General features: G+C 64.5%; 19 protein-coding genes. 13 read left to right on the forward strand and 6 right to left on the reverse strand.

Annotated features, from left to right (window positions below; translation table 11 throughout):
* Positions 1-6: 6 nt before the first annotated feature.
* The 4 genes from AC1L6K_RS15380 to AC1L6K_RS15395 are packed head-to-tail and all read right to left on the reverse strand — an operon-like array spanning position 7 to position 3686.
* A complete protein-coding gene (locus AC1L6K_RS15380) occupies positions 7-1179 on the reverse strand; it encodes a pseudouridine synthase (RefSeq protein WP_480949721.1) in 1173 nt (390 codons plus the stop codon).
* 36 nt (positions 1180-1215) lie between these two features.
* Complete coding sequence (scpB, locus tag AC1L6K_RS15385; protein WP_480949722.1) at positions 1216-1875, reverse strand: SMC-Scp complex subunit ScpB; 660 nt, start codon at positions 1873-1875, stop codon at positions 1216-1218.
* Positions 1868-2803 carry a segregation and condensation protein A gene (locus tag AC1L6K_RS15390; protein WP_480949723.1) on the reverse strand — a complete coding sequence of 312 codons (936 nt, stop codon included), beginning with the start codon at positions 2801-2803 and terminating at the stop codon, positions 1868-1870. Before AC1L6K_RS15390 ends, scpB begins: the two co-directional genes overlap by 8 nt.
* A gap of 1 nt (position 2804) precedes the next feature.
* Entirely contained in the window at positions 2805-3686 is an 882-nt protein-coding gene (locus AC1L6K_RS15395; RefSeq protein WP_480949724.1) for a ParA family protein, read from the reverse strand.
* Between the two features lie 225 nt (positions 3687-3911).
* On the opposite strand from AC1L6K_RS15395, the gene AC1L6K_RS15400 reads away from it, so the two are divergent.
* Both AC1L6K_RS15400 and AC1L6K_RS15405 read left to right on the forward strand, forming a co-directional pair.
* Positions 3912-4646, forward strand: coding sequence for an ABC transporter ATP-binding protein (locus tag AC1L6K_RS15400; RefSeq protein ID WP_480949725.1), 735 nt, complete (start codon positions 3912-3914; stop codon positions 4644-4646).
* A gap of 10 nt (positions 4647-4656) precedes the next feature.
* Positions 4657-6333, forward strand: a complete 1677-nt coding sequence (locus AC1L6K_RS15405; RefSeq protein ID WP_480952787.1) for a DUF6297 family protein — start codon at positions 4657-4659, stop codon at positions 6331-6333.
* Positions 6334-6866: 533 nt separating this feature from the next.
* Here AC1L6K_RS15405 and AC1L6K_RS15410 read toward each other — a convergent pair.
* Complete coding sequence (locus AC1L6K_RS15410) at positions 6867-8276, reverse strand: cation:dicarboxylate symporter family transporter (protein WP_480949726.1); 1410 nt, start codon at positions 8274-8276, stop codon at positions 6867-6869.
* A 127-nt stretch (positions 8277-8403) separates the two neighbouring features.
* On the opposite strand from AC1L6K_RS15410, the gene AC1L6K_RS15415 reads away from it, so the two are divergent.
* From AC1L6K_RS15415 to AC1L6K_RS15445, 7 genes are all read left to right on the forward strand, one after another.
* Positions 8404-10026 (forward strand): sensor histidine kinase, encoded by a 1623-nt coding sequence (locus AC1L6K_RS15415; RefSeq protein ID WP_480949727.1) that lies wholly within the window; start codon positions 8404-8406, stop codon positions 10024-10026.
* Positions 10023-10718 carry a response regulator gene (locus AC1L6K_RS15420; protein WP_480949728.1) on the forward strand — a complete coding sequence of 232 codons (696 nt, stop codon included), beginning with the start codon at positions 10023-10025 and terminating at the stop codon, positions 10716-10718. The genes AC1L6K_RS15415 and AC1L6K_RS15420 overlap by 4 nt, the downstream gene beginning before the upstream one ends.
* Positions 10719-10886: 168 nt before the next feature.
* Entirely contained in the window at positions 10887-12443 is a 1557-nt protein-coding gene (locus tag AC1L6K_RS15425) for a pyridoxal phosphate-dependent decarboxylase family protein (protein ID WP_480952788.1), read from the forward strand.
* A complete protein-coding gene (locus AC1L6K_RS15430) occupies positions 12440-13780 on the forward strand; it encodes a lysine N(6)-hydroxylase/L-ornithine N(5)-oxygenase family protein (protein ID WP_480949729.1) in 1341 nt (446 codons plus the stop codon). The genes AC1L6K_RS15425 and AC1L6K_RS15430 overlap by 4 nt, the downstream gene beginning before the upstream one ends.
* Positions 13777-14337, forward strand: coding sequence for a GNAT family N-acetyltransferase (locus tag AC1L6K_RS15435; RefSeq protein WP_480949730.1), 561 nt, complete (start codon positions 13777-13779; stop codon positions 14335-14337). The genes AC1L6K_RS15430 and AC1L6K_RS15435 overlap by 4 nt, the downstream gene beginning before the upstream one ends.
* Positions 14334-16235, forward strand: coding sequence for an IucA/IucC family protein (locus AC1L6K_RS15440; protein ID WP_480949731.1), 1902 nt, complete (start codon positions 14334-14336; stop codon positions 16233-16235). Before AC1L6K_RS15435 ends, AC1L6K_RS15440 begins: the two co-directional genes overlap by 4 nt.
* 216 nt (positions 16236-16451) lie before the next feature.
* Positions 16452-17735: a dicarboxylate/amino acid:cation symporter gene (locus tag AC1L6K_RS15445; RefSeq protein ID WP_480949732.1), complete on the forward strand. Its 1284-nt coding sequence runs from the start codon at positions 16452-16454 to the stop codon at positions 17733-17735.
* 46 nt (positions 17736-17781) lie between these two features.
* On the opposite strand, the gene AC1L6K_RS15450 is transcribed toward AC1L6K_RS15445, so the two are convergent.
* Positions 17782-19680: an AMP-binding protein gene (locus tag AC1L6K_RS15450; protein ID WP_480949733.1), complete on the reverse strand. Its 1899-nt coding sequence runs from the start codon at positions 19678-19680 to the stop codon at positions 17782-17784.
* Between the two features lie 234 nt (positions 19681-19914).
* Here AC1L6K_RS15450 and AC1L6K_RS15455 point away from each other — a divergent pair, with 234 nt between their 5' ends.
* From AC1L6K_RS15455 to AC1L6K_RS15470, 4 genes are all read left to right on the forward strand, one after another.
* Entirely contained in the window at positions 19915-20550 is a 636-nt protein-coding gene (locus AC1L6K_RS15455) for a GntR family transcriptional regulator (RefSeq protein ID WP_480949734.1), read from the forward strand.
* Between the two features lie 42 nt (positions 20551-20592).
* Positions 20593-22113: an MmgE/PrpD family protein gene (locus tag AC1L6K_RS15460; protein WP_480949735.1), complete on the forward strand. Its 1521-nt coding sequence runs from the start codon at positions 20593-20595 to the stop codon at positions 22111-22113.
* A 1-nt stretch (position 22114) separates the two neighbouring features.
* Complete coding sequence (gene prpB / locus AC1L6K_RS15465) at positions 22115-23044, forward strand: methylisocitrate lyase (RefSeq protein ID WP_480949736.1); 930 nt, start codon at positions 22115-22117, stop codon at positions 23042-23044.
* 62 nt (positions 23045-23106) lie between these two features.
* The gene (locus AC1L6K_RS15470; protein WP_480949737.1) at positions 23107-24246 is read left to right on the forward strand and encodes a bifunctional 2-methylcitrate synthase/citrate synthase; all 1140 of its coding nucleotides are present in this window, start codon (positions 23107-23109) and stop codon (positions 24244-24246) included.
* Positions 24247-24302 lie beyond the last annotated feature (56 nt).

Consider the following 24302-nt stretch of genomic DNA (forward strand, 5'->3'; position numbering starts at 1 on the left):
CGTGGCTTACATCCCCACGTCTGCGAGCAGGTAGCCGACCTCGTGGCGGCCAAGGACGCGAACGCTGCCCTGGCGCTGGTCGCCCAGGGCGATGGGTCCGAATTTCACGCGGACAAGGCGCTCAACCGGGTAGCCGACAGCGTCAAACATGCGGCGCACAATGCGGTTCTTGCCGGAGTGCAGGACAACCTCCGCCAAGACGTGGCCCGGGGTGGAGTCGACAAGCCGGAACGAGTCAACCCCCTGCCAGCCATCCTCAAGCTCCACGCCGTCCTTGAGCTGGACGCCCACACCGTGGGCCATCGGGCCGCGGACCTGGACCAGGTAGGTCTTGGGGATTTCGTATTTGGGGTGGCTCAGGCGGTTGGCAAGCTCGCCGTCGTTCGTCAAGATGAGCAGCCCCTCGGTGCCCGTGTCCAAACGGCCCACATGGAACAGGCGCTCACGGGTCTGGCGCTTCTTCAGGAAGTCGCTGATGCACGGGCGGCCTTCGGGGTCGTCCATGGTGGAGACGACACCCTTGGGCTTGTTGAAGACCATGTAAACCAAGGATTCGTTGGTCTGGATGGTCATGCCATCGACCGAGATTTCAGTGGTTTCCGGATCGACGCGCAGGCCCAGCTGGGTCACTGTCACGCCGTCAACCTGGACGCGGCCTTCAAGGATCATGTCCTCGCACAGGCGGCGAGATGCGACGCCGGCCATGGCCATGACCTTCTGCAGGCGCACACCCTCGGCATTGTGCATGTCAACGTCGTCGGTGGTGCGCACCGGCCGGCGGTTCTGCTCAGTGGGGCGGTTCCTGGCCGGGCGGACAGTGTTGCCGTACTGCTCGTTCTTGAACGGGCGGGCACCGGTCTGGCTGGGCTTGCGGGCGCCAGGCTTGCTGCCCGACTGCTTGGGGCCGCCCAGCTTGGGTGCACCGGACTTGTATCCGCCCTCGCTGGCCGCTTTGGCCCTGTCGGCGTTGTAACCTGCAGCGCGCAAAGCGCCTGGCTTGAGGCCGTCATCGCCCTGGTTCTTGCGTGGTCCGCCAGACTTGGATCCGCCGGATTTGAAGCCACCTGACTTGGGTGCGCCAGACTTGAAACCACCTGATTTGGGGGCGCCTGAGCGGGGTTTGCCGCCGCGCGGCTGGTTCTGCCCGGAAGAGCTTCCGGAGCGGGGTGACGGTGTCATTGTGAAATCCTTAAAACGCTAAATGTTGTGGTCGTGCTAAAAGTGTGAATCATCAAAATCTTGGAGGTTTTCCAGACCAGGCAGGTGCGGTGCAATTTGCGGCAACTCGTCCACGCTGCCCATCCCCAGCCGTTCCAGAAAGTACGCTGTGGTGCGGTACAGGAATGCCCCGGACACCGGATCGGTGCCCACTTCCTCAATCAGCCCGCGCTGGGCAAGCGTCCTCACGACCGAGTCCACGTTGACACCTCGGATGGCGGAAACGCGGGCCCGTGAGACCGGCTGGCGGTAGGCAATCACCGCCAAGGTCTCCAAGGCCGCCTGCGTGAGCCGGGCCGTCTGGCCGTCCACAACAAACTGGGACACAATGTCGGCGTAAGCGGCACGTGAATAAACACGCCATCCACCGGCTAGTTGCCGGAGTTCAAAGCCGCGGACCGGTATGGTGCCACTCTTCCTAGTATAACCGTCGTACTCCCTTGCCAGTTCGTGTAATAGCTCACGTACCGTGACTGTGGGCAAACCCACGACGGCGGCCAGCTGTTCCTCGGAGACGGGCTCATCAACAACCATCAGGACAGCTTCAAGCGCGGCTTTGACACTGTCGTGGGATTCGGAGTCGTGGGAGTCACCGGCATGGGCATCTGTCCCTGACGGGGTTGGTGTTCCCGCGGGCTGCGGATCTTCTTCAGTCATGGCCGTCGCCGCCTTCCTCGTCGAAGTCGCTGTCAGTTGTCTTCGCAGTCCCGGTTCCGGCACTCCAGCGGACCAACAGCTCGCCGAGCGGAACGGGCTGGTCAAAGGCCACCATTTGGTCCCTGAACAATTCCAGCAGGGCCAGGAAGCGGGCAATGACAACCATGGAGGTATCCGCGTCGGCGCTCAGAACGGCAAAGGACAGCGGCGTCCCGGCCCACAACGGCGCGCCGGGATCCAGTTTTTCCGGCCTGCCGGCTGTGAGCATGGCTGTGATGATGGCTGCTTGTTCCCTGACACTGACGGCCGGTGCATGCAGGTGTGCCAGACCGACTTCTGTGCTGGGTGCCTGCTTGGTTTCCATGGCCTTGGCAGCCAGCTCGGCGAACTGCTGCGGGGTGTGCCGCCACACGAGTTCGGGCAGCAGGGCCGCAAAATGCGGTTCGAGTTCCACCTCCCGGGGGAACCGTTTGGCTTCCCGGTCAAGTTCAGCACCCAAGAGGGTGGCGACTTCCTTGAACGCCTTGTATTGCAACAGCCGGGCGAACAAGAGGTCACGGGCCTCCAGGAGGGCCAGGTCGTCGTCGTTCTCCACCTCGCCGGCGGGCAGGAGCCGGGCGGCCTTCAGGTCCAGCAATGTTGCGGCCAGGACCAGGAATTCGCTGGCTTCATCCAGCGCCCATTCCTGCCCGAGATCCTGCAGGACCTTCAGGTAGCTGATGAATTCATCGGTGACAGTGGCGATGGCAACGTCGGTGATGTCCATTTCATGCTTGGAAATCAGACCCAACAGCAGGTCGAAGGGGCCGGTGAAATTCTCCAGCCGCACCTCAAAGCGCTGCTTGCCTGAAGTCTCGGTGCCGGTGGCCGCCGAGCTTTCAGGTGGTGTTTCTGCCGCGATCCCCGCGACTTTTGTTGTTGACTTCAAATCAGGGCGCGCCGCCCCGGGCGATCAGTTCCTTGGCCAGGCGGCGGTAGGACTCCGCGCCCTGGTGGTTGCTCGCGTAGGACGTGATGGGTTCGGCCGCCACAGAGGCGTCGGCAAACTTGATCGTGCGCTTGATCACAGTTTCGAAAACCTTGTCACCAAAGGCTTCCACGAGGCGGGCCAGGACCTCACGGCCGTGCAGTGTGCGGGCGTCGTACATGGTGGCCAGCACGCCGTCGACCTGCAGGCCGGGGTTCAGGCGGTCCTGCACCTTGTCGATGGTCTCCACCAGCAGGGCGACCGCGCGCAGGGCAAAGAATTCACAGATCAGCGGGATGATGACGCCGTGGGCGGCGGTCAGGGCGTTGACGGTGAGCAGGCCGAGAGACGGCTGGCAGTCGATGAGGACGACGTCGTACTCATCTTCGACCTTGCGCAGCGCACTGGCCAGAACCTGCTCGCGCGCCACCTCGTTGACCAGCTGCACTTCCGCCGCGGAGAGGTCAATGTTCGCGGGCAGGATGTCAATGTTCGCAACCTCGGTGTGGATGATCGCATCGCGGATGTCCACTTTTCGGTCCATCAACACGTTGTACACGGTGACGTCCAGCTCGTGGGGGTTCGTGCCGAATCCGGCCGACAGGGCTCCCTGCGGGTCGAAATCAACCAGCAGCACCTTGCGCCCGGCTTCCGCCAGGGCTGCACCCAAATTGATGGTCGACGTCGTCTTGCCCACGCCGCCCTTTTGATTCACCATGGCAATTACACGTGCCGGTCCGTGGGAGGACAACACCGGCGGTTCGGGGAATTCCGTCAGGGGGCGCCCTGTGGGGCCCAATACGTCTTCGCCGGCAAGTGCCGTTGCACCCTGCTCGTTGCTCACCTGTCAGTCCACACTTTCGCCGCTAATTTTTCTCACCACTGCCAGTGACTACGTTACCGGTTGCCGGGCGCATGTTTTGGACATTTGCCCGCGATGGCTTTTGAGCCTTGACCCTCAGGCTGAAGCTGAATGTTGCCTGGGGCGCCCGGATGTTCCTACGGCCCCACGGTCCGCACCCCCTGCCGAACACTGGAATGCGCCAATGCCAGCCTATACTTCCAAGTGATGACCAAAGCGACCAGCCCTTCCCAAAACAACCCCCCGCGGCGCAAGGATGTGGTGCGCGCAGAGAAGCTGCAGGCCGGCTACAGCGGCAAGCCCGTCTGCGGCATCGTCAGCTTCAGCGTGCATTCCGCCCAGTCGCTGGCGCTGGTGGGGCCCAACGGCGCCGGCAAGTCAACCGTGGTCAAGACAGTGGTCGGCCAGCTTGAGGCCGTCTCGGGAACCACGTTGATCAACGGCTCAAAGGTTGATGACAGGACCCTTGATTTTCGACGCGAAGTGGCAGTGGTCTTTGACGACGACGCCTTCTTCCCGGCGTTGACAGTTGAGGAACACCTCGCCATCGTTTCGGCCGGGCACGGCGTTGACGACGTCGAGGAGGTCATCGCCGCCGAGCTTGAGTTCTTTGGCCTCTCCGCCCAGGCCAAGTCACGGCCGTACAACTTGTCCTCAGGGCAGCGGCGCCGCATGCTGCTGGCCTCAGCGTTTGTGCGGCCGCGTTCCCTGCTGGTCCTGGATGAGCCCGAGCAGCGCCTCGACACGGCCATGCGGCACCGCCTGGCCACCCGGCTGCGGGCCGAGGTTGATGCGGGCCTTGCCCTGCTGGTTGTGACACACGACCCCGACTTCCTGTCCACAGTGGCCACCAAGGCCCTGTTCATTGCCGACACGATTCACACCATGACGCCCAGCCAGGCAGCGGTGGCCATCGCCTCCGAGAACCCGCACGCGGAGTAGGGCCGTGAGCATGCAAACCAGTGAGCGCTTCAGCGCCAAGGAAATCCGCCAGTACACGTTCCGGGCCGGCCTCAGCCGCACCCAGGGCGGGCTCATGGAACTCATCTCGGAGGTGTACACCTCCATTCTTGGCGGCCTGACGCTGCTCACCATGGCAGGGGCGCTGATTGTCGCCCTGCGCCACAGCCTGGGCGTGGGTGACGAATCGGCGCTGCTGGCGTCCGCCGTCGCCCCTGGTTTTCACTCGGTCACGCTGCTGCAGGCCAGCGCCACCGTGCTGCTGACGCTGGCGGCCGGGCTGTTGTCGGTTGAGATGGCCATGGGGCCAATTGCCATGACGCTGCCGCAAACCGCCTGGTGGCTGGGCCTGCCCGTGCGACGCAGGGGATTCATCCAGCCCGGCTTCCTGAAGTCGATGCTCTGGCCCACCATCGCGGCCATCATCGTGGTGCTGCCCCTGTCCCTGGGCATGTCCGCGGACGCCGGACCGGGGCGTCTTGTGCTGGCGGTGCTGTGCGGGGCGGGCCTGGCCTGGCTGCTGTACGGCCTTGCCTGCTGGTGCCAGATCACCGACTCCGGCGCGTGGCTGAAGAAGGCCATGGGGGCCATCACGCTCGTGGCACCGCTGACACTGGTAGCCACCGCGCTGTACAACAATGTGGCCGGCGCCGGCGCCATCACCGGCGCCCAGACGGCCTGGATGGCATATCTGCCAACCAGTTGGCCCTTGCTGGTGGCCGACGGCGCAAGCTGGCCGCTGCTGGCCGTGGCCCTTGCGCTGGTCCTGCTGGCCCTGGTGTACCTGAACCTTGAACGCATCACCACCGCGCAGCTCAAGGCCAGTGCCGCAGCCGGCGCCTACGCCGCCAGCTCGCTGCTGGCGATGGATGCCACGGAACTGTCGCGGTCGTTGAGCACCGGTCCGTCCACGGGCAACAGCAGGGTCCGGCTCAAGCTGATCTTCAAGAATGGCACCGCACACGCCCGAAGCATCAAGACGCTGCTCAGCACACATGCCACCATGGTGCTGCGCTCCCCCGCCACCTTGCTGCGGGTACTGGTGCTGGCCGCGATTCCTGCCTCGCTGGCGTCCGTCGAGTTCCTTGGCAACGCCGTGCTGATCGCCGTGGCCTTGTACCTGTGCGCCCATTTCGCAGCAACGGCGCTCGGGACCACGGCACGTTTTTCGGCGGGCAATCCGGCCGTCGACACACTAATGCCGCTCCCCGCCAAGACCGTGCGCCTCGTGCATTACGCTATCCCTGCGACGGTCATGACGCTCTGGGCGCCTGTCTGCTTTGGGCTGTTGCTGGCACTTGGGGTGGGCTCCCCCTCGCTGCTGGTCCTGGCGATCCTCGCCGGCCCCGGGCTCGGGGCTGCCACCCTGCGTGCAGCGTTCAAGCCCGCACCCGACTGGAACATGCCGGCCGTCGCCTCCCCCACCGGGCCGATCCCCATGGGTGCCATCAAGTCATTTTTGATCGGCCCCGACCTGACGCTCATCGTGCTGCTGCCGGTGCTGATCTGCTTGATCTCCGGCGGCGTTCCGGCCGTTGCCTTCCCCGCCCAACTGACACTGACCTGGCTGGCATTCCTGTGGGGCACGCACCTGCGCAAGCCCAAGTCGGAAAAAGACGCCGGATTGTTCGGCATGCCGGCGGCCACGGCGCCGGCAGCCAAGAAGTAGCCCTCGCAGCTGCGGGAAACCGCGGGCGCGGGCACGATGACCCTGCTGCGCCAGAATGGCCCGAACCCGCCAAACGCCCCCAAAAATACACCGTTCTTGCGGGCTCGACCCGGTTTCGGTGAAACGCGCAGCTTGGCCCCCGTCTTCGTGAGACCTGCGGCCCTGCCCGCTCTGCCGCCGGACGGGTGCCTGGTTCGTCCCTGGTGCGAGAGGCCTGCGGCACCGCCCGGGAACGCCTTCGGGCCCGGGCAATGGGCGTCGGCGCCCGTCGGACTCTGTCGGAACCGGAGCAGGTTAGCCGGAGCCGGGAAAGGCGCGGATCCAGCACGGGCGCGGACGGAATCCCGCACACACTGAAACGTGCACGGTAGCGTCCTCTCCCCCCAATCAAACGCGAAAGGCCCCGTCCGGGGAGCAGCTCAGAATGAACTGCTCCCCGGACGGGGCCTGATTCGGTGCAGGCACCGAACCCGGATGGCACGCATCGCAGCTGCTTGCGGAAAGCCTCTGCGATGCGTGCGGTGAAATTTCTACTAGGCGGGAACGGGAACCTTCTCCTCGTCCGCCCCGTTGCCATCCGCCCGGCTGCCAGCCAAGCCGGCCGCCTTGGGGTCCGTGGCGTCTGCGCCGCCGGAATCCGTGTTGTGGTGGTCGCCGTCGTCCATGGAGAGCTCATCAAAGGGGTCGCGGCCGGCGAGGACTTCGCGGGCCTTGTCGATGTCGAGCTCATGCGTCCACTTGCCGACGAGCAGCGTGGCGACGGCATTTCCGGTGAAGTTGGTGAGCGCGCGGCACTCGGACATGAACTTGTCGATGCCCACGATCACGCCCATGCCGTCGAGCAGGACCGGCTTGTGCGCGGCGAGACCGGCAGCGAGGGTGGCCAATCCGGCACCGGTTACACCGGCAGCACCCTTGGAAGCAATCACCATGAAGACCAACAGGCCAATCTGCTCACCAAGGTTCATGGGCAGGCCCATGGCGGTGGAGATGAACAGGGCGCTCATGGTCAGGTAGATGGCGGTGCCGTCAAGGTTGAAGGAGTAGCCGGTGGGGACCGTGATGCCCACGACGGGCTTGGACACTCCGGCGTGCTCCATCTTGGCCATCAGGCGGGGCAGCGCCGATTCAGAGGAGGAGGTGGCGAAGATCAGCAGGTATTCGCGGGCCAGGTAGCGCATCAAGGTGAAGATGTTCAGCCCGGTGACGAGACGCAGAATGGAGCCGAGGATGACCACGATGAACAGCGCACAGGTCAGGTAGAACGCGCCCATGAGAATCGCCATGGATCCGATGGCGGCCCAACCCGTGGCACCCACGACGGCGGCAATCGCACCAAAGGCACCGACAGGAGCCAGCCACATGATCATCATCATCAGCTTGAAGACAACTTTTTGGATCTCCTTGACGGCGTTGAGCACGGGCTCGCCCGCCTTGCCCAGGGACTGCAGGGCAAACCCAACCATCAGCGCCAGCACCAGGGTGGGCAGTACGGGGATGTCACCGGGGATCATGTCCATCAGGAACTTCACCGTGGAGTTTTCCTCGGCGCCGCCGGAAGCCTCGTACGGCTTCAGGTGCAGGCCGGCCCCGGGGTGGATGATGTTGCCCACCAGCAGGCCGATGCCCAAGGCAACCGTGGACATCGTCATGAAGTACAACAGGGCCAGACCGCCAACCTTGCCGACCGTGGCCGCCTTCGCGATGGAGCCGACACCTACCACCAGGGTGCAGAAGATGATGGGCGCAATGACCATCTTGATCAACGCAATGAACATGGTCCCCAGCGGCTTCAGAGACTTGCCAACTTCCGGGGCCATCAGGCCAATCGCGGCACCGAAAACAACCGCCGCGATCACCGCCACGTAGAGCCAGTGGGTCTTGTCCATCTTGCGGCGCGCGGTCGTTGTCTTGACGGCGGTCCCTCCCCGTTGAGATCTCATTGTCACTCCTTGTGGTGTTCGGTGGTTAGCATAGGTAGGTGGGCGTGCGATCCGCCTCACACAAGAGTGCCCCCAAAAGTGACTTGGCTCACCGTTGTGTTCATATTGGTCGCACGAAAGGTGCAGCATGTTTTGGCGCGGCTGGAGCATTGCCCGCAGGTTGTTCGTTGCCAACCTGCTGGTGTCGATCCTTTTAACGGCAGGTTTTGCCGCAGCCACTGTCGCCGACGCCGGCTCCCGCACTTATGAACAGACCCGCCAGCGCATGCTTTCAGTCGCCACGGCCATGGCGGATTCACCCTTGGTGGTGGCGGGCGCGTCGGCCACCAACCCGCCGGCAGAGCTCCAACCTTATGCCCAGGACGTGATGGCCGACGCCGGCGTGGATTTTGTCACCATGATGAACCCTGACGGCCGGCGCTGGACCCACCCCGACCCGGCCCAAATTGGCGGCCAATACGTCGGCTCCATCGCTGAGGCGCGGGCAGGACACCCCCATACCGAAACGACTGCAGGCACGCTGGGCCCCTCCGTGCGTGCCATTGTGCCCATCAAGGACGACGCCGGAAACGTCGTGGGCATGGTGGCCGCCGGTGTGACGGTCAAAAACGTTGAGGTGCTCGTTGCCGCCAGGCTCCCCGAGGTGCTGGGCCTGGCGGCCGCACTCATGCTGGCCGGTTCGGCTGCTTCCTGGCTGGTGGGACGCTACCTCAAGCGCGTCACGCTGGGCTGGGGCCCCGAGCAACTGGGCCAGCTGTTTGCCTACTATGAATCCGTGCTCCGCTCCGTCCGGGAGGGACTGGTGCTCGTGGATCCCCGCGGCACCATGGTCCTGTACAACGATCACGCCGCCTTGCTGCTGGGCATGGCACCGTCAAGTTCGACGACGGCCGGCACCCCGCCGTCGTTGGCGTCCCTGAACCTGCCCGCGTCGCTCACGGAACTTCTGCGCACGGGACGCACCGCCACGGATGAGGTCCATCTCGCCAGCGACCGCCTGCTGGTGGTCAGCCAGCGCCCCGCCTTGGCAGCTGGAAGCAATACCATCGCCGGAACCGTGGTGACATTGCGCGACCACACCGAACTAACGGCGCTGGCAGGCAGCCTCAGCAGCACCCAGACGCTGGTGGAAGCACTGCGCTCCCAAACACACGAACACGCCAACCGGCTGCACGCCATTATTTCCCTGATGGAACTGGGGCGCACCAGCGAGGCCCTGGCCTTTGCCACCTCGGAGCATTCAGAGAACGTGCGGCTCGGCGGGGAATTTGTGGACACCCTCGATGAGCCGTTCCTGGCGGCCCTGCTCATGGGCAAACATGCCCAGGCTGATGAACGCGGGGTAGCCCTTGTACTGACGGCATCCGGCACGCTGCCACCGGCCACGCTGGACACCCGCGAGCTGGTGACGCTGCTGGGCAACCTGGTGGACAATGCCATCGAGGCGACGGCAGGCCACTCCCAGGGCCCCACTGTCTGGGTTGACCTGCTCGTGGCCGACGGCACCCTGACCATTACCGTTGCCGACAACGGCCCGGGATTGCCCACCACCGACCTTGACGTGCTGGGTCGGATCGGAACCACCGGCAAGAACTCCGTTGCCCCCGGCGGACGCGGCTACGGCATTGCGCTCATCCGCCGCGCAACCGCCGCCCTCGGTGGCACCATCACAGGCGAGAACGACGGCGGCGCCGTCATGACCGCCGTCGTGCCCCTTGGCATGCATTATGAAACTCGAGGCAATCAATGACAGCATCCACACCCATACGGGTGCTCGTGGTGGACGACGAACCAATCGCGCTGGCCGCCCACGCCGACTATGTCCGGCGCCTGGACGGCTTTGTCGTCGTGGCGGAGGCCAACGGCATGGGGTCCGCCTTGGCCGCATTCAACGACCCAACGGTCCCCTCGATACAGCTGATCCTGTTGGACATGAACCTGACCGACGGCCACGGGCTGGACCTGCTGCGGCGCATCCACGGGCTGGGACTGGTGCCGGACGTCATCGCCATCACGGCCGTGCGTGAGGTTCATGTGGTGCGCTCCGCCATAGCGCTGGGCATTACGGCATACCTGATAAAGCCATTCACCTTTGCGGCCTTCCGGGACAAGCTGGAGAACTACCGCAGTTTCCACAATGTCCTGGCTGACAGGGCGCAAACGTCACAGGACGCGATTGACCGGGCGATGTCGCAGCTGCGGCCCTCAGGAAAGCTGACGCTGCCCAAGGGCATGCTTCCCGAGACGCTCGGCGCCGTGGTGGACTGGCTGCGCACCCAGGACCATGCGGAGTCAGCCACCGAAGCCGCAGCCGGGCTTGCAATGTCCAGGGTTACGGCCCGCCGGTACCTTGACCATCTGGTCGAGACCGGCACCGCCACCAAGGCTCCCCGGCACGGCTCCCCCGGCCGGCCGGAACTTGAGTACAGCTGGTCCCACTGACCGGGCCGGGCCCAACGTCCCAAGGATCCGAAAGAAACACTAACCCCGAAAAGAATATTTCGCTAATTACGCCACAATAACTTGACGTAAAGGTGACCCTAAGTAAGGGTAGGCTGTGCTTGGTTTTTGCCAGGTGCTACCAAACGCAAGGATTCCCTCTTGACATCGCTGCACACAATAAATGACCCATCATTGGCTGATCTCTCCTTTGGATCCGGCGTGGAGGAGGCTCTGGCCGCCAGCAATTATCTGTTCAATTCGGCAAACTCCGCCCGCTATGTTGCCGATGTCCTGCAGGGCGTGAACCTGGTGGCGACCACGGTGTCCCGCACGACGCGCCCCTTCACCGGGGCCACGCCGGCCGAGCTCTCCGCCCGCGTCGAGGCTGTCGATCTGGACCGGCCGCTGGAAGACACGGCTGCGGCCCTGACCGAACTTGAATCGCTGTACCTCAAGGACGCCATCTACTTCCACGACACGAAGTACGCTGCCCACCTGAACTGTCCCGTGGTGATCCCCGCCCTGGTGGGTGAGGCGGTGTTGTCGGCCGTGAACTCATCCCTGGACACCTGGGATCAAAGTGCCGGCGCGACCATGATCGAGCGCCGTCTGATCGATTGGACAACCGAGCGGCTTGGACTGGGCCCGGACAGCGACGGCGTGTTCACCAGCGGCGGCACCCAGTCCAACCTCCAGGCCATGCTGATCGCACGGAACCACGCAGTGGCACGCCTGCGCCTTGATCCTGCCAACGCAGGGCTGCGCCTTCCGGCCCTGCTGGAGCGGCTTCGGATCTTCACCTCCGGTGCCAGCCATTTCAGCATCCGCAAGTCGGCGTCAATGCTGGGGCTTGGCTATGACGCCGTCGTCGACATTGAGTGCGATGCAGCCCGGCGCATGGATCCGGCGGTGCTGGCCCGGGAACTGGCCGTTTGCCGGGCTGAAGGATTAATTCCGATGGCAGTCGTTGCCACGGCTGGAACCACCGATTTCGGCAGCATCGACCCCCTCCGTGAGGTGGCGGCCCTCAGCCGGGCCTACGGCAGCTGGTTCCATGTTGATGCAGCATATGGCGGAGGACTCATTACCTCGTCCCGGCATCGGCACCTGCTCGACGGGATTGGCCTGGCCGACTCCGTCACGATTGACTACCACAAGACGTTTTTCCAGCCCGTCAGCTCCAGCGCCCTGCTGGTCCGCAAGCGCGCCAACCTTGGCCATGTCACCTACTACGCCGACTACCTCAACCCGGAAAGCGCGGCCAAGGCCAATGTTCCCAACCAGGTTGACAAGAGCATCCAAACCACGCGCCGCTTCGATGCACTCAAATTGTGGCTGACCTTGCGAACCATGGGCGCCAACGGTGTGGGTGCGCTCTTTGATGAGGTGATTGACCTGGCCGCAAGCTCGGGCGAGCTGCTGGCCGCCCACCCGGACTTTGAGTTGGCCGCCAGTCCCCAATTGAGCACGCTGGTCTTCCGCTACAAGCCGGCCGGCAGCTCCGAAGCCGACGCCGACGGCTTGAACCCGCTGATCCGCTCGGCCGTTTTCGCATCCGGGGAGGCTGTGGTGGCAGGAACCAAGGTGGACGGCCACCACTTCCTGAAGTTCACCCTCCTCAACGCCGGCACAACGCTGGACGACATAAAACAAATCATCGAGCTGCTGCGCCACACCGGGACGTCCCTGCGCAGCGCCGGACACACTGCAGGGGGCACGGCATGAGCGCCGTTGAATTCGATGCGGGAGTCACGGCTTCCCAGCGCATCCACGACGTTGCCGGGATCGGCGTCGGGCCTTTCAACCTTGGCCTGGCCGCTCTCGCTGCACCGGTCGACGGGCTGGACGCCGTGTTTTTGGAGCAACTCAGCGGATTCGACTGGCACCCGGGCATGATGCTGGAATCGGCGCACCTGCAAGTGCCCTTCATGGCAGATCTGGTCACCCTGGCAGATCCAACCTCGCCCTATTCGTTTCTGAATTATCTCAAGAAGACCGGCCGGCTCTACCCGTTCTATATTCGGGAGACTTTCTACCCGCTGCGCGCCGAATACAACCAGTACTGCCAGTGGGTCGCCGCCCAGCTTCCCAACGTCCGCTTTGGCGTCACTGTTCAGCAGGTCACCTTCACCGACGGCATCTACGAACTGCACTGCACGGGTCCGGCGGGGGCAGAGGTGGTCAGGGCCAGGCGCCTGGTGCTTGGCACAGGCACCTCACCCCACATCCCTGCCGCCGGCGCCGGGCTGCTCACTGACGGGGGGCTGGTGCTGCACAATTGTGATTATTTGGCCCGCCGGGATGAACTGGTGCGCCAGCCCAGCATCACCATTGTGGGCAGCGGGCAAAGCGCAGCTGAGATCTACTACGACCTGCTGGGCGAGATCGACGTCCATGGCTACCAGCTGAATTGGGTGACCCGGTCGGGGCGTTACTTCCCGCTCGAATACAGCAAACTGACCCTGGAGATGACCTCACCGGAATATGTGGACTACTTCCATGCCCTGCCGGCGCAGACCCGGGACCGGCTGAACGCCAGCCAGAAGAACCTTTACAAGGGGATTGATGCGGAACTGATCAATGGCATTCACGAACTGCTCTACACGAAGAGCGTTGCCGGTCCGGTCCGTACATCCCTGCTGACGCACGCCGCCCTCTCCGGAGGCGCCTACGCCTCCGCCAACGGCACGCACCGGCTGGACTTCACGCATCAGGAACTGGGGGAGGACTTCAGCCTGGAGAGCGCCGCCTTGGTTCTGGCCACGGGCTACGCCTACCGGGAACCGATCTTTTTGACAGGCATTTCCGGGCGGATCCGCCGTGACGCTGCCGGGAGATTCGACGTCGGACGAAACTACGGGATCGGCGCGGCGGCCGACGACATCTTTGTCCAAAATGCCGAACTCCACACCCACGGCTTCGTCACCCCCGACCTGGGCATGGCCGCCTACCGCAATTCCTGCATCATCAGGGAAATCACCGGCCGGGAGGTCTACCCCGTGGAGCGCAGCATCGCGTTCCAACTCTTTGGTGTGCCGGAACGAACGTCGGTGCCGGCGTGAGGTTCAGCTTCCGGCCGGTTGATCCTGCCGCTGACGCCGCCCTGCTGCACTCCTGGGTGGGCATGGACTACGCCCGCTTCTGGGGCATGCAGTCCGCAACACTGGCCCAGGTGCGTGCAGAATACGCAGAGATTCAGGACTCGGGCCACCACACAGCGGTCCTGGGGCTGGAGGACGGGAATCCGGTGTTCCTGATGGAAAGCTACGACCCCACCCAATCGCCCCTCCACGGGCTCTACGAGGCGAAGGCCGGCGACATCGGCATGCACCTGCTCGTGGCTCCCCCGCTTCAACCCCGGCCGGGATTCACCACGGTGGTCATGTCCGCCGTCCTGGAGCGGCTCTTCACAGATCCCGCAACGGAGCGCGTGGTGGTGGAACCAGACGCCGCCAACCATAAGATCCACAGCCTCAATGCCCGCCTCGGCTTTCAGAAGCACGCCTTGCTTCGGCTCCCTGACAAGGACGCCTGGCTGAGCCTGTGCACCCGAGAAAACTTCCAAGACGCCCAGTTCCGGCTGGCAACCCAAACCGCTTCCGAAGGAGCCGCCCGATGACTGACACACTGACCGCCACCCCGACAGGGAATATCCCCACGCACCCCACAACGACCCCCCACCAGGGCACCGGGCCAGGCCATGCCGGCCAGGAGGTGGCCCATCTAACGCCCGAGAGCTGGGCCGCAGCCAATCGACACGTGCTTCGAAAGGCCTTGTCGGAATTCGCCCACGAACGCCTGCTCACACCGATTCCAACGGGTGGGAACAGCTACCGGCTGGCCAGCGACGACGGCGTGATCGAGTACCGTTTCACGGCCCGGCTGCTCCAGCTGGACCACTGGGCCATCGACGGAGCATCCATCCACCGAACCCGGTGCGGCGCCGGCACCGTGCCACCGCAGGGGCTTCCCCTGGACGTCCTGGACTTCATCACCGAGTTCCGCAGCACCCTGGGAGTGCGCCCGGACCTGCTCCCCCTCTATCTCGAGGAGATCAGCAGCACCCTGGCCAGCCACGCCTACAAACAGCTGGCTGACCGCCCCAATTCGGCTGAACTGGCCAAGGGAGCCAGCGCCGGACACGCCCCGGCGGCCGACTTTCAGATGATTGAAATGGCCATGACCGAGGGGCACCCGTGTTTTGTGGCCAACAACGGCCGGATGGGCTTCGGCAGCACCGACTACCGCGCCTTCGCCCCGGAGGCGGGCGCACCGGTGCGGCTCCAGTGGCTTGCCGTGCATCAATCCAGGGCGGTTTTCTCCGCCAGTGCGGGCCTGGATTACCATGCGCACCTGGAGGCCGAGCTCGGAGCCGCCGCACTCGCCGGATTTGACGCTGAGCTGACGGCGCTCGGCGTGGATCCCGGGGACTACCTGCTGATGCCTGTCCATCCCTGGCAGTGGGAAAACAAACTCGCTGTCACCTTTGCCGCCGAAATCGCCCTGCGCCACCTCGTCCCCCTGAGGCGTGGCAGCGACGACTATCAGGCCCAGCAATCCATCAGAACGTTTTTCAACACGAGCATCCCCGAACGCTGCTACGTCAAGACGGCCTTGTCAGTGCTGAACATGGGTTTCATGCGGGGGTTGTCCCCGCAGTACATGAAAGCCACCCCTGCCATCAATGATTGGCTGTCCTCCCTGATCGGTGCGGACCGGACCCTGCAGCACCACGGTCTGGCCATGCTCAAGGAGAAGGCAGCCGTGGGATACCACAACACCTACTTCGAGGCGGCCTCGGTGAAGGGTTCCCCCTACCGGCAGATGCTCTCTGCGCTGTGGCGGGAAAGCCCGCTGCCGCTTCTGCGCCCCGGCCAGCAACTGGCGACCATGGCGTCGCTGCTGCATGTGGATGGTGCCGGTGTCCCGTTCGCTGCGGAATTGATCCGCCAGTCCGGTTTGGGTGCGGCGGAATGGCTGCGCAGGTACCTGCATGCCTATCTGGTGCCCGTGGTGCACTGCCTCTTCCGCTACGAGCTCGCCTTCATGCCGCACGGGGAAAACGTCATCCTCGTGCTGGAGCACGGCGTGCCCGTACGGGCCATCATGAAGGACATCGGAGAGGAGATCGTCCTGATGGGCGACGGCGTGGAAGTCCCCGAGGAGGTGTCGCGGATCAAGGTGGCCATTCCGGAGGGCGAAAGGGTTCTGGCCGTGTTCACCGACGTCTTTGACTGCATCTTCCGGTTCCTGGCCGCCATACTCGTGGAAGACGGCGCGCTCAGCGAAGACGAGTTCTGGGGGACGGTGGCCGCCGTCGTGCATGGCTACCAGGGCGACCATCCGGAACTGGCAGAGGCGTTTGCCCGGCACGACCTCTTCGCCGACGAATTCGACCTCTCCTGCCTGAACCGGCTGCAGTTGCGCAACAACAAGAACATGCTTGATCTCGGCGACCCGTCCGGCGGGCTGCAAATTGCGGGCAGGCTTGCCAACCCGCTGGCCGCCTTCCGGTAAAACCAGCGGCGCCCCGGGAACAGTTGCCCCTGGTCCGGGGGGCCGGGCACCGGGGTTCCGGGGCGCCGGGGCGCCTTTTCGAGACCACCACCGGAACCGGGGTCCCAGCGGATTTCGAGGAACGGCCCGTCCCGTTTACTATTGCTGAGGCGTGTTTCGCGCCACAAGCGAGCGCACACCGCCGTGCGTCCCCCATTCTGTGATCTTGAGGCCCCCATGAAGTTGCTTAAATCGATTCCCCTGCTGGGCTGGATCATCGTCGCCATTGTTGTTGGCATTCTGACCGGACCGGTGATGCCCACCTGGCTCGGCAGCATCTTCCTCACCTACAACTCAATTTTTTCGGGCTTCCTGAGCTTTGTGGTGCCGCTGATCATCCTGGGGCTCGTCATGCCAGCCATCGCCGAACTCGGCAAGGGCGCCGGGAAATGGCTGGGCGTCACCGCCTTGATCGCCTACGGCTCAACCATCATCGCCGGATTGCTCGCCTACTTTGTGAGCCGCTGGCTGTTCACGTCACCACTGTCGGGAGGCGGCCTCGAGGCCTTCGGAGACGATTCCGGATCAGGGTTCAGCCCCTTCGTTTCCGTGGTCGCCAGCGCCGGCGATTCGGCGACGGAAATCGTTCTCGCACCTGTCATCGACGTGATGAGCGCACTCGTGCTCGCCTTTATCCTCGGGATCGGGTTGACGGCATTCCGCAGCAAGGTGCTCTTTCGCGGAGCCGTCGAGTTCCGCACCATCATTGAGGCCGTGATCCGGCGCATCATCGTGCCGGCGCTGCCGCTGTTCATCTTCGGCATCTTCATGGACCTCTCGGCCAGCGGCGCAGCCGTGACAGTCGTGACGAAGTTCCTGCTGGTCGCCGTCGTGTCCTTTGCCTTGACGTTCGTCGTGCTGCTTCTGCAATACTCCGTGGCCGGCGCCATGTCGGGCAGCAACCCGTTGAAGGCGTTGTGGAACATGCGCGATGCGTACTTCACAGCCCTGGGCACGTCATCGTCGGCCGCAACCATCCCGGTGACGCTCGCATCGACCAAGAAGAACGGCGTCTCCGACTCTGTCGCGGGCTTCGTGATCCCCCTGTGCGCCACGATCCACCTGTCGGGGTCGATGGTCAAGATCACCTGCTTCTCCATCGCGGTGCTGCTGCTCACCGGCGGTGACGTCTCGTTCGGTGCGTACCTGCCGTTCATCCTGATGCTCGGCGTCATGATGATCGCCGCCCCGGGCGTCCCAGGCGGTGCGATCGCCGCAGCCGCGGGCCTGCTCGTGCAGATGCTCGGATTTGGCGACGTCGAGGTGGGGCTCATGTTTGCCGCCTACATCGCCCTCGACAGCTTCGGCACGGCAACCAATGTGACAGGCGATGGTGCAATCGCCCTGATCATGAACAAGCTCACGCGCGGCCATCTCGGCTCGCAGGCACAGGACCCGGCGGACGAGGACGTGGCGGCGGGCGAGGGCAGCGAGACGGAATTGCACACCCTGGCCCAGTAGCCGCGTTGGCGCCGGTTTGCCCCCCTGTGGGGCAAACCGGCAGCCGCTAGCCCACGCGCAAGACCGGGATCAGCGCGTCGATGACGGCCGGGTCCTCGATGGTGGAGGGCACCGTGTAGTCGTCGCCGTCGGCGATCTGGCGCATGGTCTTGCGCAGGATCTTCCCGGAGCGGGTCTTGGGCAAGGCGTCCACCACCACGGCGGTCTTGAAATCCGCCACCGGGCCAATTTCGCGCCGCACCAGCGCCACCAACTCCTTTTGGAGCTGCTCCGGCACCAGGTCCACCCCCGATTTCAGGACCACATAGCCCACAGCCTTTTGTCCCTTGAGCACATCAACCACACCAATGACGGCGCATTCAGCCACAGCCGCATGCGTGCCGATGACCTGTTCGATGGCGCCGGTGGAGAGGCGGTGGCCGGCCACGTTGATGACGTCGTCGGTGCGGCCCATGACAAACACGTAGCCGTCCTCGTCCTGGTAGCCTGAGTCGCCCGTGACGTAGAAGCCCTCAAACGCGCTCAAGTAGGAGTCGATGAAGCGCTGGTCGTCGTTCCACAGGGTGGTCAGCGTGCCCGGAGGCAGCGGCAGTCCGAGCACAATGTTGCCCTCCTCCCCCGTGGCCACGTCGACGCCCATGCCATCGACGATCCGCAGGTCAAAGCCGGGCATGGCCACGGTTGGTGAGCCGGGCTTGAGCGGCATCGGGTCCAGTCCGCGCGGATTGCCCACGATGGCCCACCCGGTTTCGGTCTGCCACCAGTGGTCCACCACAGGCACCCCGAGCACCTTGCCCGCCCAATGGTAGGTGTCGGTGTCCAGCCGCTCACCGGCAGTGAACAGCGTTTGGAGACTGCCGACGTCGTACTTCTTCAGCAGTTCCGCCTCCGGGTCCATCTTGCGGATGGCCCGCAGCGCGGTGGGCGCCGTGAACAACGCCTTGACCCGGTGCTCCTCAATGACACGCCAAAACGCGCCGGCGTCGGGGGTGCCCACGGGCTTGCCTTCGTACATGAGCGTCGTGGCGCCGGCCAGCAGCGGCCCGTAGACAATATAGGAATGCCCCACGACCCAGCCAACATCCGAGGCCGTCCACCAAACATCCCCCGGACCGATGTTGTAATGGTTGGCCATGGTCCACAGAAGTGCGACGGCGTGTCCCCCGTTGTCGCGGACCACCCCCTTGGGTGCCCCGGTGGTGCCGGAGGTGTAGAGCACGTAGAGCGGGTCCGTCGCCTTCACGGGCACGGGCGCCGCGGGCTCGGCAGCTTCGGTGGCCGCATCCCAGTCCACGGCGTTCAGGCCGAGGGCTGCGGGATCGGCGGCAAATCCGTCGCGGTGCTTGATGACCACTGGCAGCTCTGGCAGCCCGGCCTTGGCCAGCGCCTCGTGGACGGTGGGCAGGTACTCGATGAGCCGGTTGGGTTCCAAACCGCCCGACGTGGTGACAATTACAGTGGGCCGGGCGTCCTGGATGCGCACGGCCAGCTCGCTGGCGGCAAACCCGCCAAACACCACCGAGTGGATGGCGCCGAGCCGGGCCGTGGCCAGCATGGCGATGGCCGCCTCGGGAATCATGGGCATGTAAATCAGGACCCGGTCGCCCTTGCCCACGCCCTGGGCGCGGAGCACCCCGGCGAAGCCGGCCACCAAATCGGTGAGCTCCCGGTAGCTGTACACACGCTGGCTGCCCTGCATGGCCGAGTCGTGGATCAGGGCCGGCTGCTCGCCGCGCCCTGCCTCGACGTGCCTGTCAAGGGCGTTGTAGCAAGTATTGAGCTCGCCATCCGCGAACCAGCGGCCCCGGGGCGACTGTTCCTTGTTGTGGGCCTGCTTCGGCGGCACCACCCAATCCACAGCCTGCGCTGCCTCCAGCCAGAACCCCTCCGGATCGCTGATGCTGCGCTCGTACTCGTCCTTGTAGCTGACGACTTTCAATGCCATGGCGGTTCTCCATCCACGTCGATGTGATGTGTGCCATGCTACCGCCGAAACTTGGGGCACGACAAGCCCAATGTATACACAGATCGCACATTTTTCCGGAATCTTTCTAAAAATGGGCCATAGTGACTGTTTTCTGTATACACTGATCGGGTATTGTGTTCCGTACAGCACAACAGGAGCAGCACCGCCGTCGCAGTTGATGTGCCGGCGGCTCAACGACGAGGGGAGGGACCCATGAGAGCCAGCGACCGCGCTTATGCCACCTTGCACAGCGACATCATCAACTGGCGCCTCACCCCGGGAACCGTGCTGGGCGAGGTTGAACTCTCCGAGCGTCTTGGCGTCTCCCGCACCCCGATCCGCGAGGCACTGGCCAAGCTCACCGGCGAGGGCCTGACCGAACCGCAAAGCGGCCGCGGCATGGTCGTCAGCGAAATCTCCCTTGACCACCTCGACGAGCTCTTTGAGCTCCGCTCGGCACTTGAATGCCGGGCGGCTGAACTGGCCGCCCAGCGCTGCGACCCTGACATTTTCAGGAAACTGCACCAGCAGCTTGCCAACGCCGGCGAGCTGCTCACGGCCGAGGACCCAGCCCGCATCGACTATTACCGGCTGGCGGGCGAGTTGGACAGTGCTGTGGATGCCGCCGCCGGCAACCACTACCTGAACCAGGCCCTGAAAAACCTGCGCGTGCACCTGGTCCGTGTCCGGCGGCTGGGCAAGGACAACCCCGCCCGGCTCCGCGACGCGGCTCGGGAGCATGCCGCCATCGCCCTGGCCATTGCCAACCGCAATCCCGCCGTGGCCAGCGCAGCCACCACCGTCCACCTGGACAACAGCCTGCGCCACCTGCTGAGCACCACACCCTAAAACTTTCAATACTTTGTTGAAGCACCCTGAGAAAGGAACATCATGACAATTGAGCACAACGTCCGCGTGTACAAGAGCGACGAGAACCTGGCCCGCGAGGACCAGCTGGCCCACAAGATCGCCACGGTTGCCGCCGACCCCGTGGCAGTGACCGCCGAGGTCACCGACATGATCATCAACCGCGTCATCGACAACGCCTCAGTGGCCATCGCCTCCCTGAACCGCGGCCCCATCGTTGCGGCCCGCGCCCAGGCCCTGACCCACGCCCCCTCCACCGGCGGCTCCGGCGCCTCCGTTTTTGGCATCACCGAGAAGGTCTCCCCCGAGTGGGCGGCCTGGGCCAACGGCGTTGCCGTGCGCGAGCTTGACTACCACGACACCTTCCTGGCTGCCGAGTACTCCCACCCTGGCGACAACATCCCGCCGATCCTGGCCGTCGCCCAGCACACGGGCGCCTCAGGTGCCGACCTGGTCCGCGGCATCGCCACCGGCTACGAGATCCAGGTTGACCTGGTGAAGGCCATCTGCCTGCACAAACACAAGATTGACCATGTTGCCCACCTCGGCCCGTCGGCCGCCGCCGGCATCGGCACCTTGTTGAACCTTGAGGTTGAGACCATCTTCCAGGCCGTGGGCCAGGGCCTGCACACCACCACGGCCACCCGCCAGTCACGCAAGGGCGAGATCTCCACCTGGAAGGCACACGCCCCCGCGTTCGCCGGCAAGATGGCAGTTGAAGCTGCGGACCGTGCCATGCGCGGGCAGACCTCACCGGTGCCGATCTATGAGGGCGAAGACGGTGTCATCGCCTGGATGCTCGACGGCGCTGACGCCCAGTACACCGTGCCGCTGCCGGCCGCCGGCGAAGCCAAGCGCGCCATCATGGACACGTACACGAAGGAACACTCCGCCGAGTACCAGGCGCAGGCGTGGATCGACTTGGCCCGCAAGCTCCACGGCGAGCACCCCGAGGCTGCCGACCCGGCCAACGTCGCCAGCGTGCTGATCAAGACCAGCCACCACACCCACTACGTGATCGGCTCCGGTGCCAACGATCCGCAGAAGTATGATCCCACCGCGTCACGGGAAACGCTTGACCACTCCATCCCGTACATCTTCACGGTGGCCCTCCAGGACGGCGCATGGCACCACGTTGACTCCTACTCCCCCGAGCGTGCCGGCCGCCCCGACACGGTTGAGCTGTGGCACAAGGTCACCACGGAAGAGGACGCCGAGTGGACGCGCCGCTACCACTCCCTGGACATTGCAGAGAAGGCATTCGGTGGCACAGTGGTCATCACCTTGAACGACGGCACAGCCATTGAAGACTCCATCGCCGTCGCCGACGCCCACCCGCTCGGCGCCCGGCCGTTTGCCCGCGAGCAGTACATCAACAAGTTCCGCACCCTGGCCGCCGGCCTGGTGGAGGAAGCCGAGATCAACCGCTTCATCGCGGCAGCTGAGTACCTGCCCAACCTGGCCGCCGGCGAACTGAACCAACTCAACATCACTGCAGCTCCCGGCGTCGTGGATCTTGCAGCCGCACCCAAGGGACTGTTCTAACATGCTGTACTCCAAGAAAACCCCCGAGCAGAAGCGCCGGGACCTGCGTGCCATGCTCGTACCCGGTGCGGCCGTGCAGTTCCCCGGGGCGTTCAACCCGCTGTCGGCCCGCCTCATTGAGGAAAAGAAGTTCGACGGCGTGTACATCTCCGGCGCCGTCCTCGCCAACGACCTCGGCCTGCCGGACATTGGCATGACCACGCTGACCGAGGTCGCCGCACGCGGCGGACAGATTGCCCGGATGACTGACCTGCCGTGCCTGATCGACGCCGACACCGGCTTCGGTGAGCCCATGAACGTGGCACGCACCATCCAGGAGCTGGAAAACGCCGGACTGGCCGGCTGCCACATCGAGGACCAGTTCAACCCGAAGCGCTGCGGCCACCTTGACGGCAAGAACATGGTTGACCTGGACACGGCTGTCAAGCGCATCGCCGCCGCCGCCGATGCCCGCCGCGATGAGAACTTCCTGATCATGGCACGCACCGACATCCGCGCCGTGGAGGGCCTGGACGCCGCGATCTCACGTGCCAAGGCACTCGTGGACGCCGGCGCGGACGCCATCTTCCCCGAAGCCATGAAGAGCGTCGCCGAATTTGAGGCCGTGTGCAAAGCAGTTGACGTGCCGGTGCTGGCCAACATGACCGAGTTTGGCAAGAGTGAGCTGTTCACACGCGATGCGCTGGCCGCGGCCGGCGTCGCCATGATCATCTACCCGGTGACCTTGCTGCGCAGCGCCATGGGCGCGGCCGAGCGGGTGTTGGACGCGATTTCCGCCGACGGCACCCAGGAAGCAGCCGTGCCGGAGATGCTGACGCGCGCGCGCCTTTATGATCTGGTTAACTATGAGGCGTACAACCAATTTGATACGGGCATTTTCAACTTTCAGGTCCCCAGCCTGGACATTGCCACCAACAGCGCCAACCTCTAGGTCAACAAATCACCAAGCCATCACAATGGTCTTGAAGAACGTTCGAAGAAGGAGTGCACACTGTGAGTGAAGAAGAAGTACGCAAGGGTCTTGCCGGTGTGGTTGCGGACTACACAGCCGTGTCCAAGGTCAACCCCGAGTCCAATTCACTGCTGTACCGCGGTTACCCGGTGCAGGAATTGGCGGCCAGCAAGTCGTTTGAAGAAGTGGCCCTGCTGCTGTGGACAGGCGAATTGCCCACCGAGGAGGAGCTGACGCTGTTTTCGGCATTTGAGCGGGCCAACCGCACCATGGACGCGACTGTCAAGGCGGCCATCGACCTGCTGCCGCTTGCCTGCCACCCGATGGATGTGGGCCGCACGGTGGTGTCGGTCCTGGGTGCGGGCCATCCGCTGGCCGAGGATTCCTCCCCGGAAGCGGAACTGGACAAGGCCAAGTCGCTCTTTGCACAGTTCCCCGCCGTCGTCGCATACGACCAGCGCCGCCGTCGCGGCTTGGACGTCGTGGAGCCCCGCGCGGACCTGGACTACTCGGCCAACTTCCTGTGGATGACCTTTGGCGAGGAAGCGGCACCGGAGGTGGTGGATGCCTTCCGCGTCTCCATGGTGCTGTACGCGGAGCACTCCTTCAATGCCTCGACGTTTACGGCGCGAGTCATCACCTCCACACTGTCCGATCTGCACTCGGCCGTGACGGGCGCCATCGGCGCGCTGAAGGGGCCGCTGCACGGCGGCGCCAATGAAGCCGTCATGCACACCTTCACCGAGATCGGCATCCGTGCCGACGAGTCCCGCGAGGAGGCCGCCGCGCGTGCCAAGGCGTGGATGGAGGACGCCCTGGCCGCCAAAAAGAAGGTCATGGGCTTCGGCCACCGCGTTTACAAGCACGGCGATTCGCGGGTGCCCACCATGAAGGCTGCCCTGGAGCGGATGGTCGCCCATTACGAGCGTCCGGAAATGATGGGCCTGTACGACGGTCTGGAGCAGGCCATGGATGAGGCCAAGGCGATCAAGCCAAACCTTGACTACCCGGCCGGGCCCACGTACCACCTGATGGGTTTTGACACCGACATGTTCACGCCCATCTTCATTGCCGCCCGCATCACCGGGTGGACGGCCCACATCATGGAGCAGCGTGCCGCCAACGCGCTCATCCGCCCCCTGAGCGCCTACAACGGTGTGGAAGAGCGCCACGTGGGCTAGTTCCTACGGCTGGAGAACGACGGCGGGAGGTCACCTTTGTCCGAAAGGTGGCCTCC

Source organism: Specibacter sp. BI4 (assembly GCF_056680095.1).

Excerpts from the sequence above, each read along its gene's own strand:
- AC1L6K_RS15450 (WP_480949733.1), bottom strand. The coding sequence starts at position 19,680 with ATGGCATTGAAAGTCGTCAGCTACAAGGACGAGTACGAGCGCAGCATC.
- AC1L6K_RS15410 (WP_480949726.1), bottom strand. The coding sequence starts at position 8,276 with ATGAGATCTCAACGGGGAGGGACCGCCGTCAAGACAACGACCGCGCGC.
- AC1L6K_RS15430 (WP_480949729.1), top strand. The coding sequence starts at position 12,440 with ATGAGCGCCGTTGAATTCGATGCGGGAGTCACGGCTTCCCAGCGCATC.
- scpB (WP_480949722.1), bottom strand. The coding sequence starts at position 1,875 with ATGACTGAAGAAGATCCGCAGCCCGCGGGAACACCAACCCCGTCAGGG.
- AC1L6K_RS15420 (WP_480949728.1), top strand. The coding sequence starts at position 10,023 with ATGACAGCATCCACACCCATACGGGTGCTCGTGGTGGACGACGAACCA.
- AC1L6K_RS15455 (WP_480949734.1), top strand. The coding sequence starts at position 19,915 with ATGAGAGCCAGCGACCGCGCTTATGCCACCTTGCACAGCGACATCATC.
- AC1L6K_RS15415 (WP_480949727.1), top strand. The coding sequence starts at position 8,404 with ATGTTTTGGCGCGGCTGGAGCATTGCCCGCAGGTTGTTCGTTGCCAAC.
- AC1L6K_RS15405 (WP_480952787.1), top strand. The coding sequence starts at position 4,657 with ATGCAAACCAGTGAGCGCTTCAGCGCCAAGGAAATCCGCCAGTACACG.
- prpB (WP_480949736.1), top strand. The coding sequence starts at position 22,115 with ATGCTGTACTCCAAGAAAACCCCCGAGCAGAAGCGCCGGGACCTGCGT.
- AC1L6K_RS15445 (WP_480949732.1), top strand. The coding sequence starts at position 16,452 with ATGAAGTTGCTTAAATCGATTCCCCTGCTGGGCTGGATCATCGTCGCC.
- AC1L6K_RS15460 (WP_480949735.1), top strand. The coding sequence starts at position 20,593 with ATGACAATTGAGCACAACGTCCGCGTGTACAAGAGCGACGAGAACCTG.
- AC1L6K_RS15380 (WP_480949721.1), bottom strand. The coding sequence starts at position 1,179 with ATGACACCGTCACCCCGCTCCGGAAGCTCTTCCGGGCAGAACCAGCCG.
- AC1L6K_RS15400 (WP_480949725.1), top strand. The coding sequence starts at position 3,912 with ATGACCAAAGCGACCAGCCCTTCCCAAAACAACCCCCCGCGGCGCAAG.
- AC1L6K_RS15440 (WP_480949731.1), top strand. The coding sequence starts at position 14,334 with ATGACTGACACACTGACCGCCACCCCGACAGGGAATATCCCCACGCAC.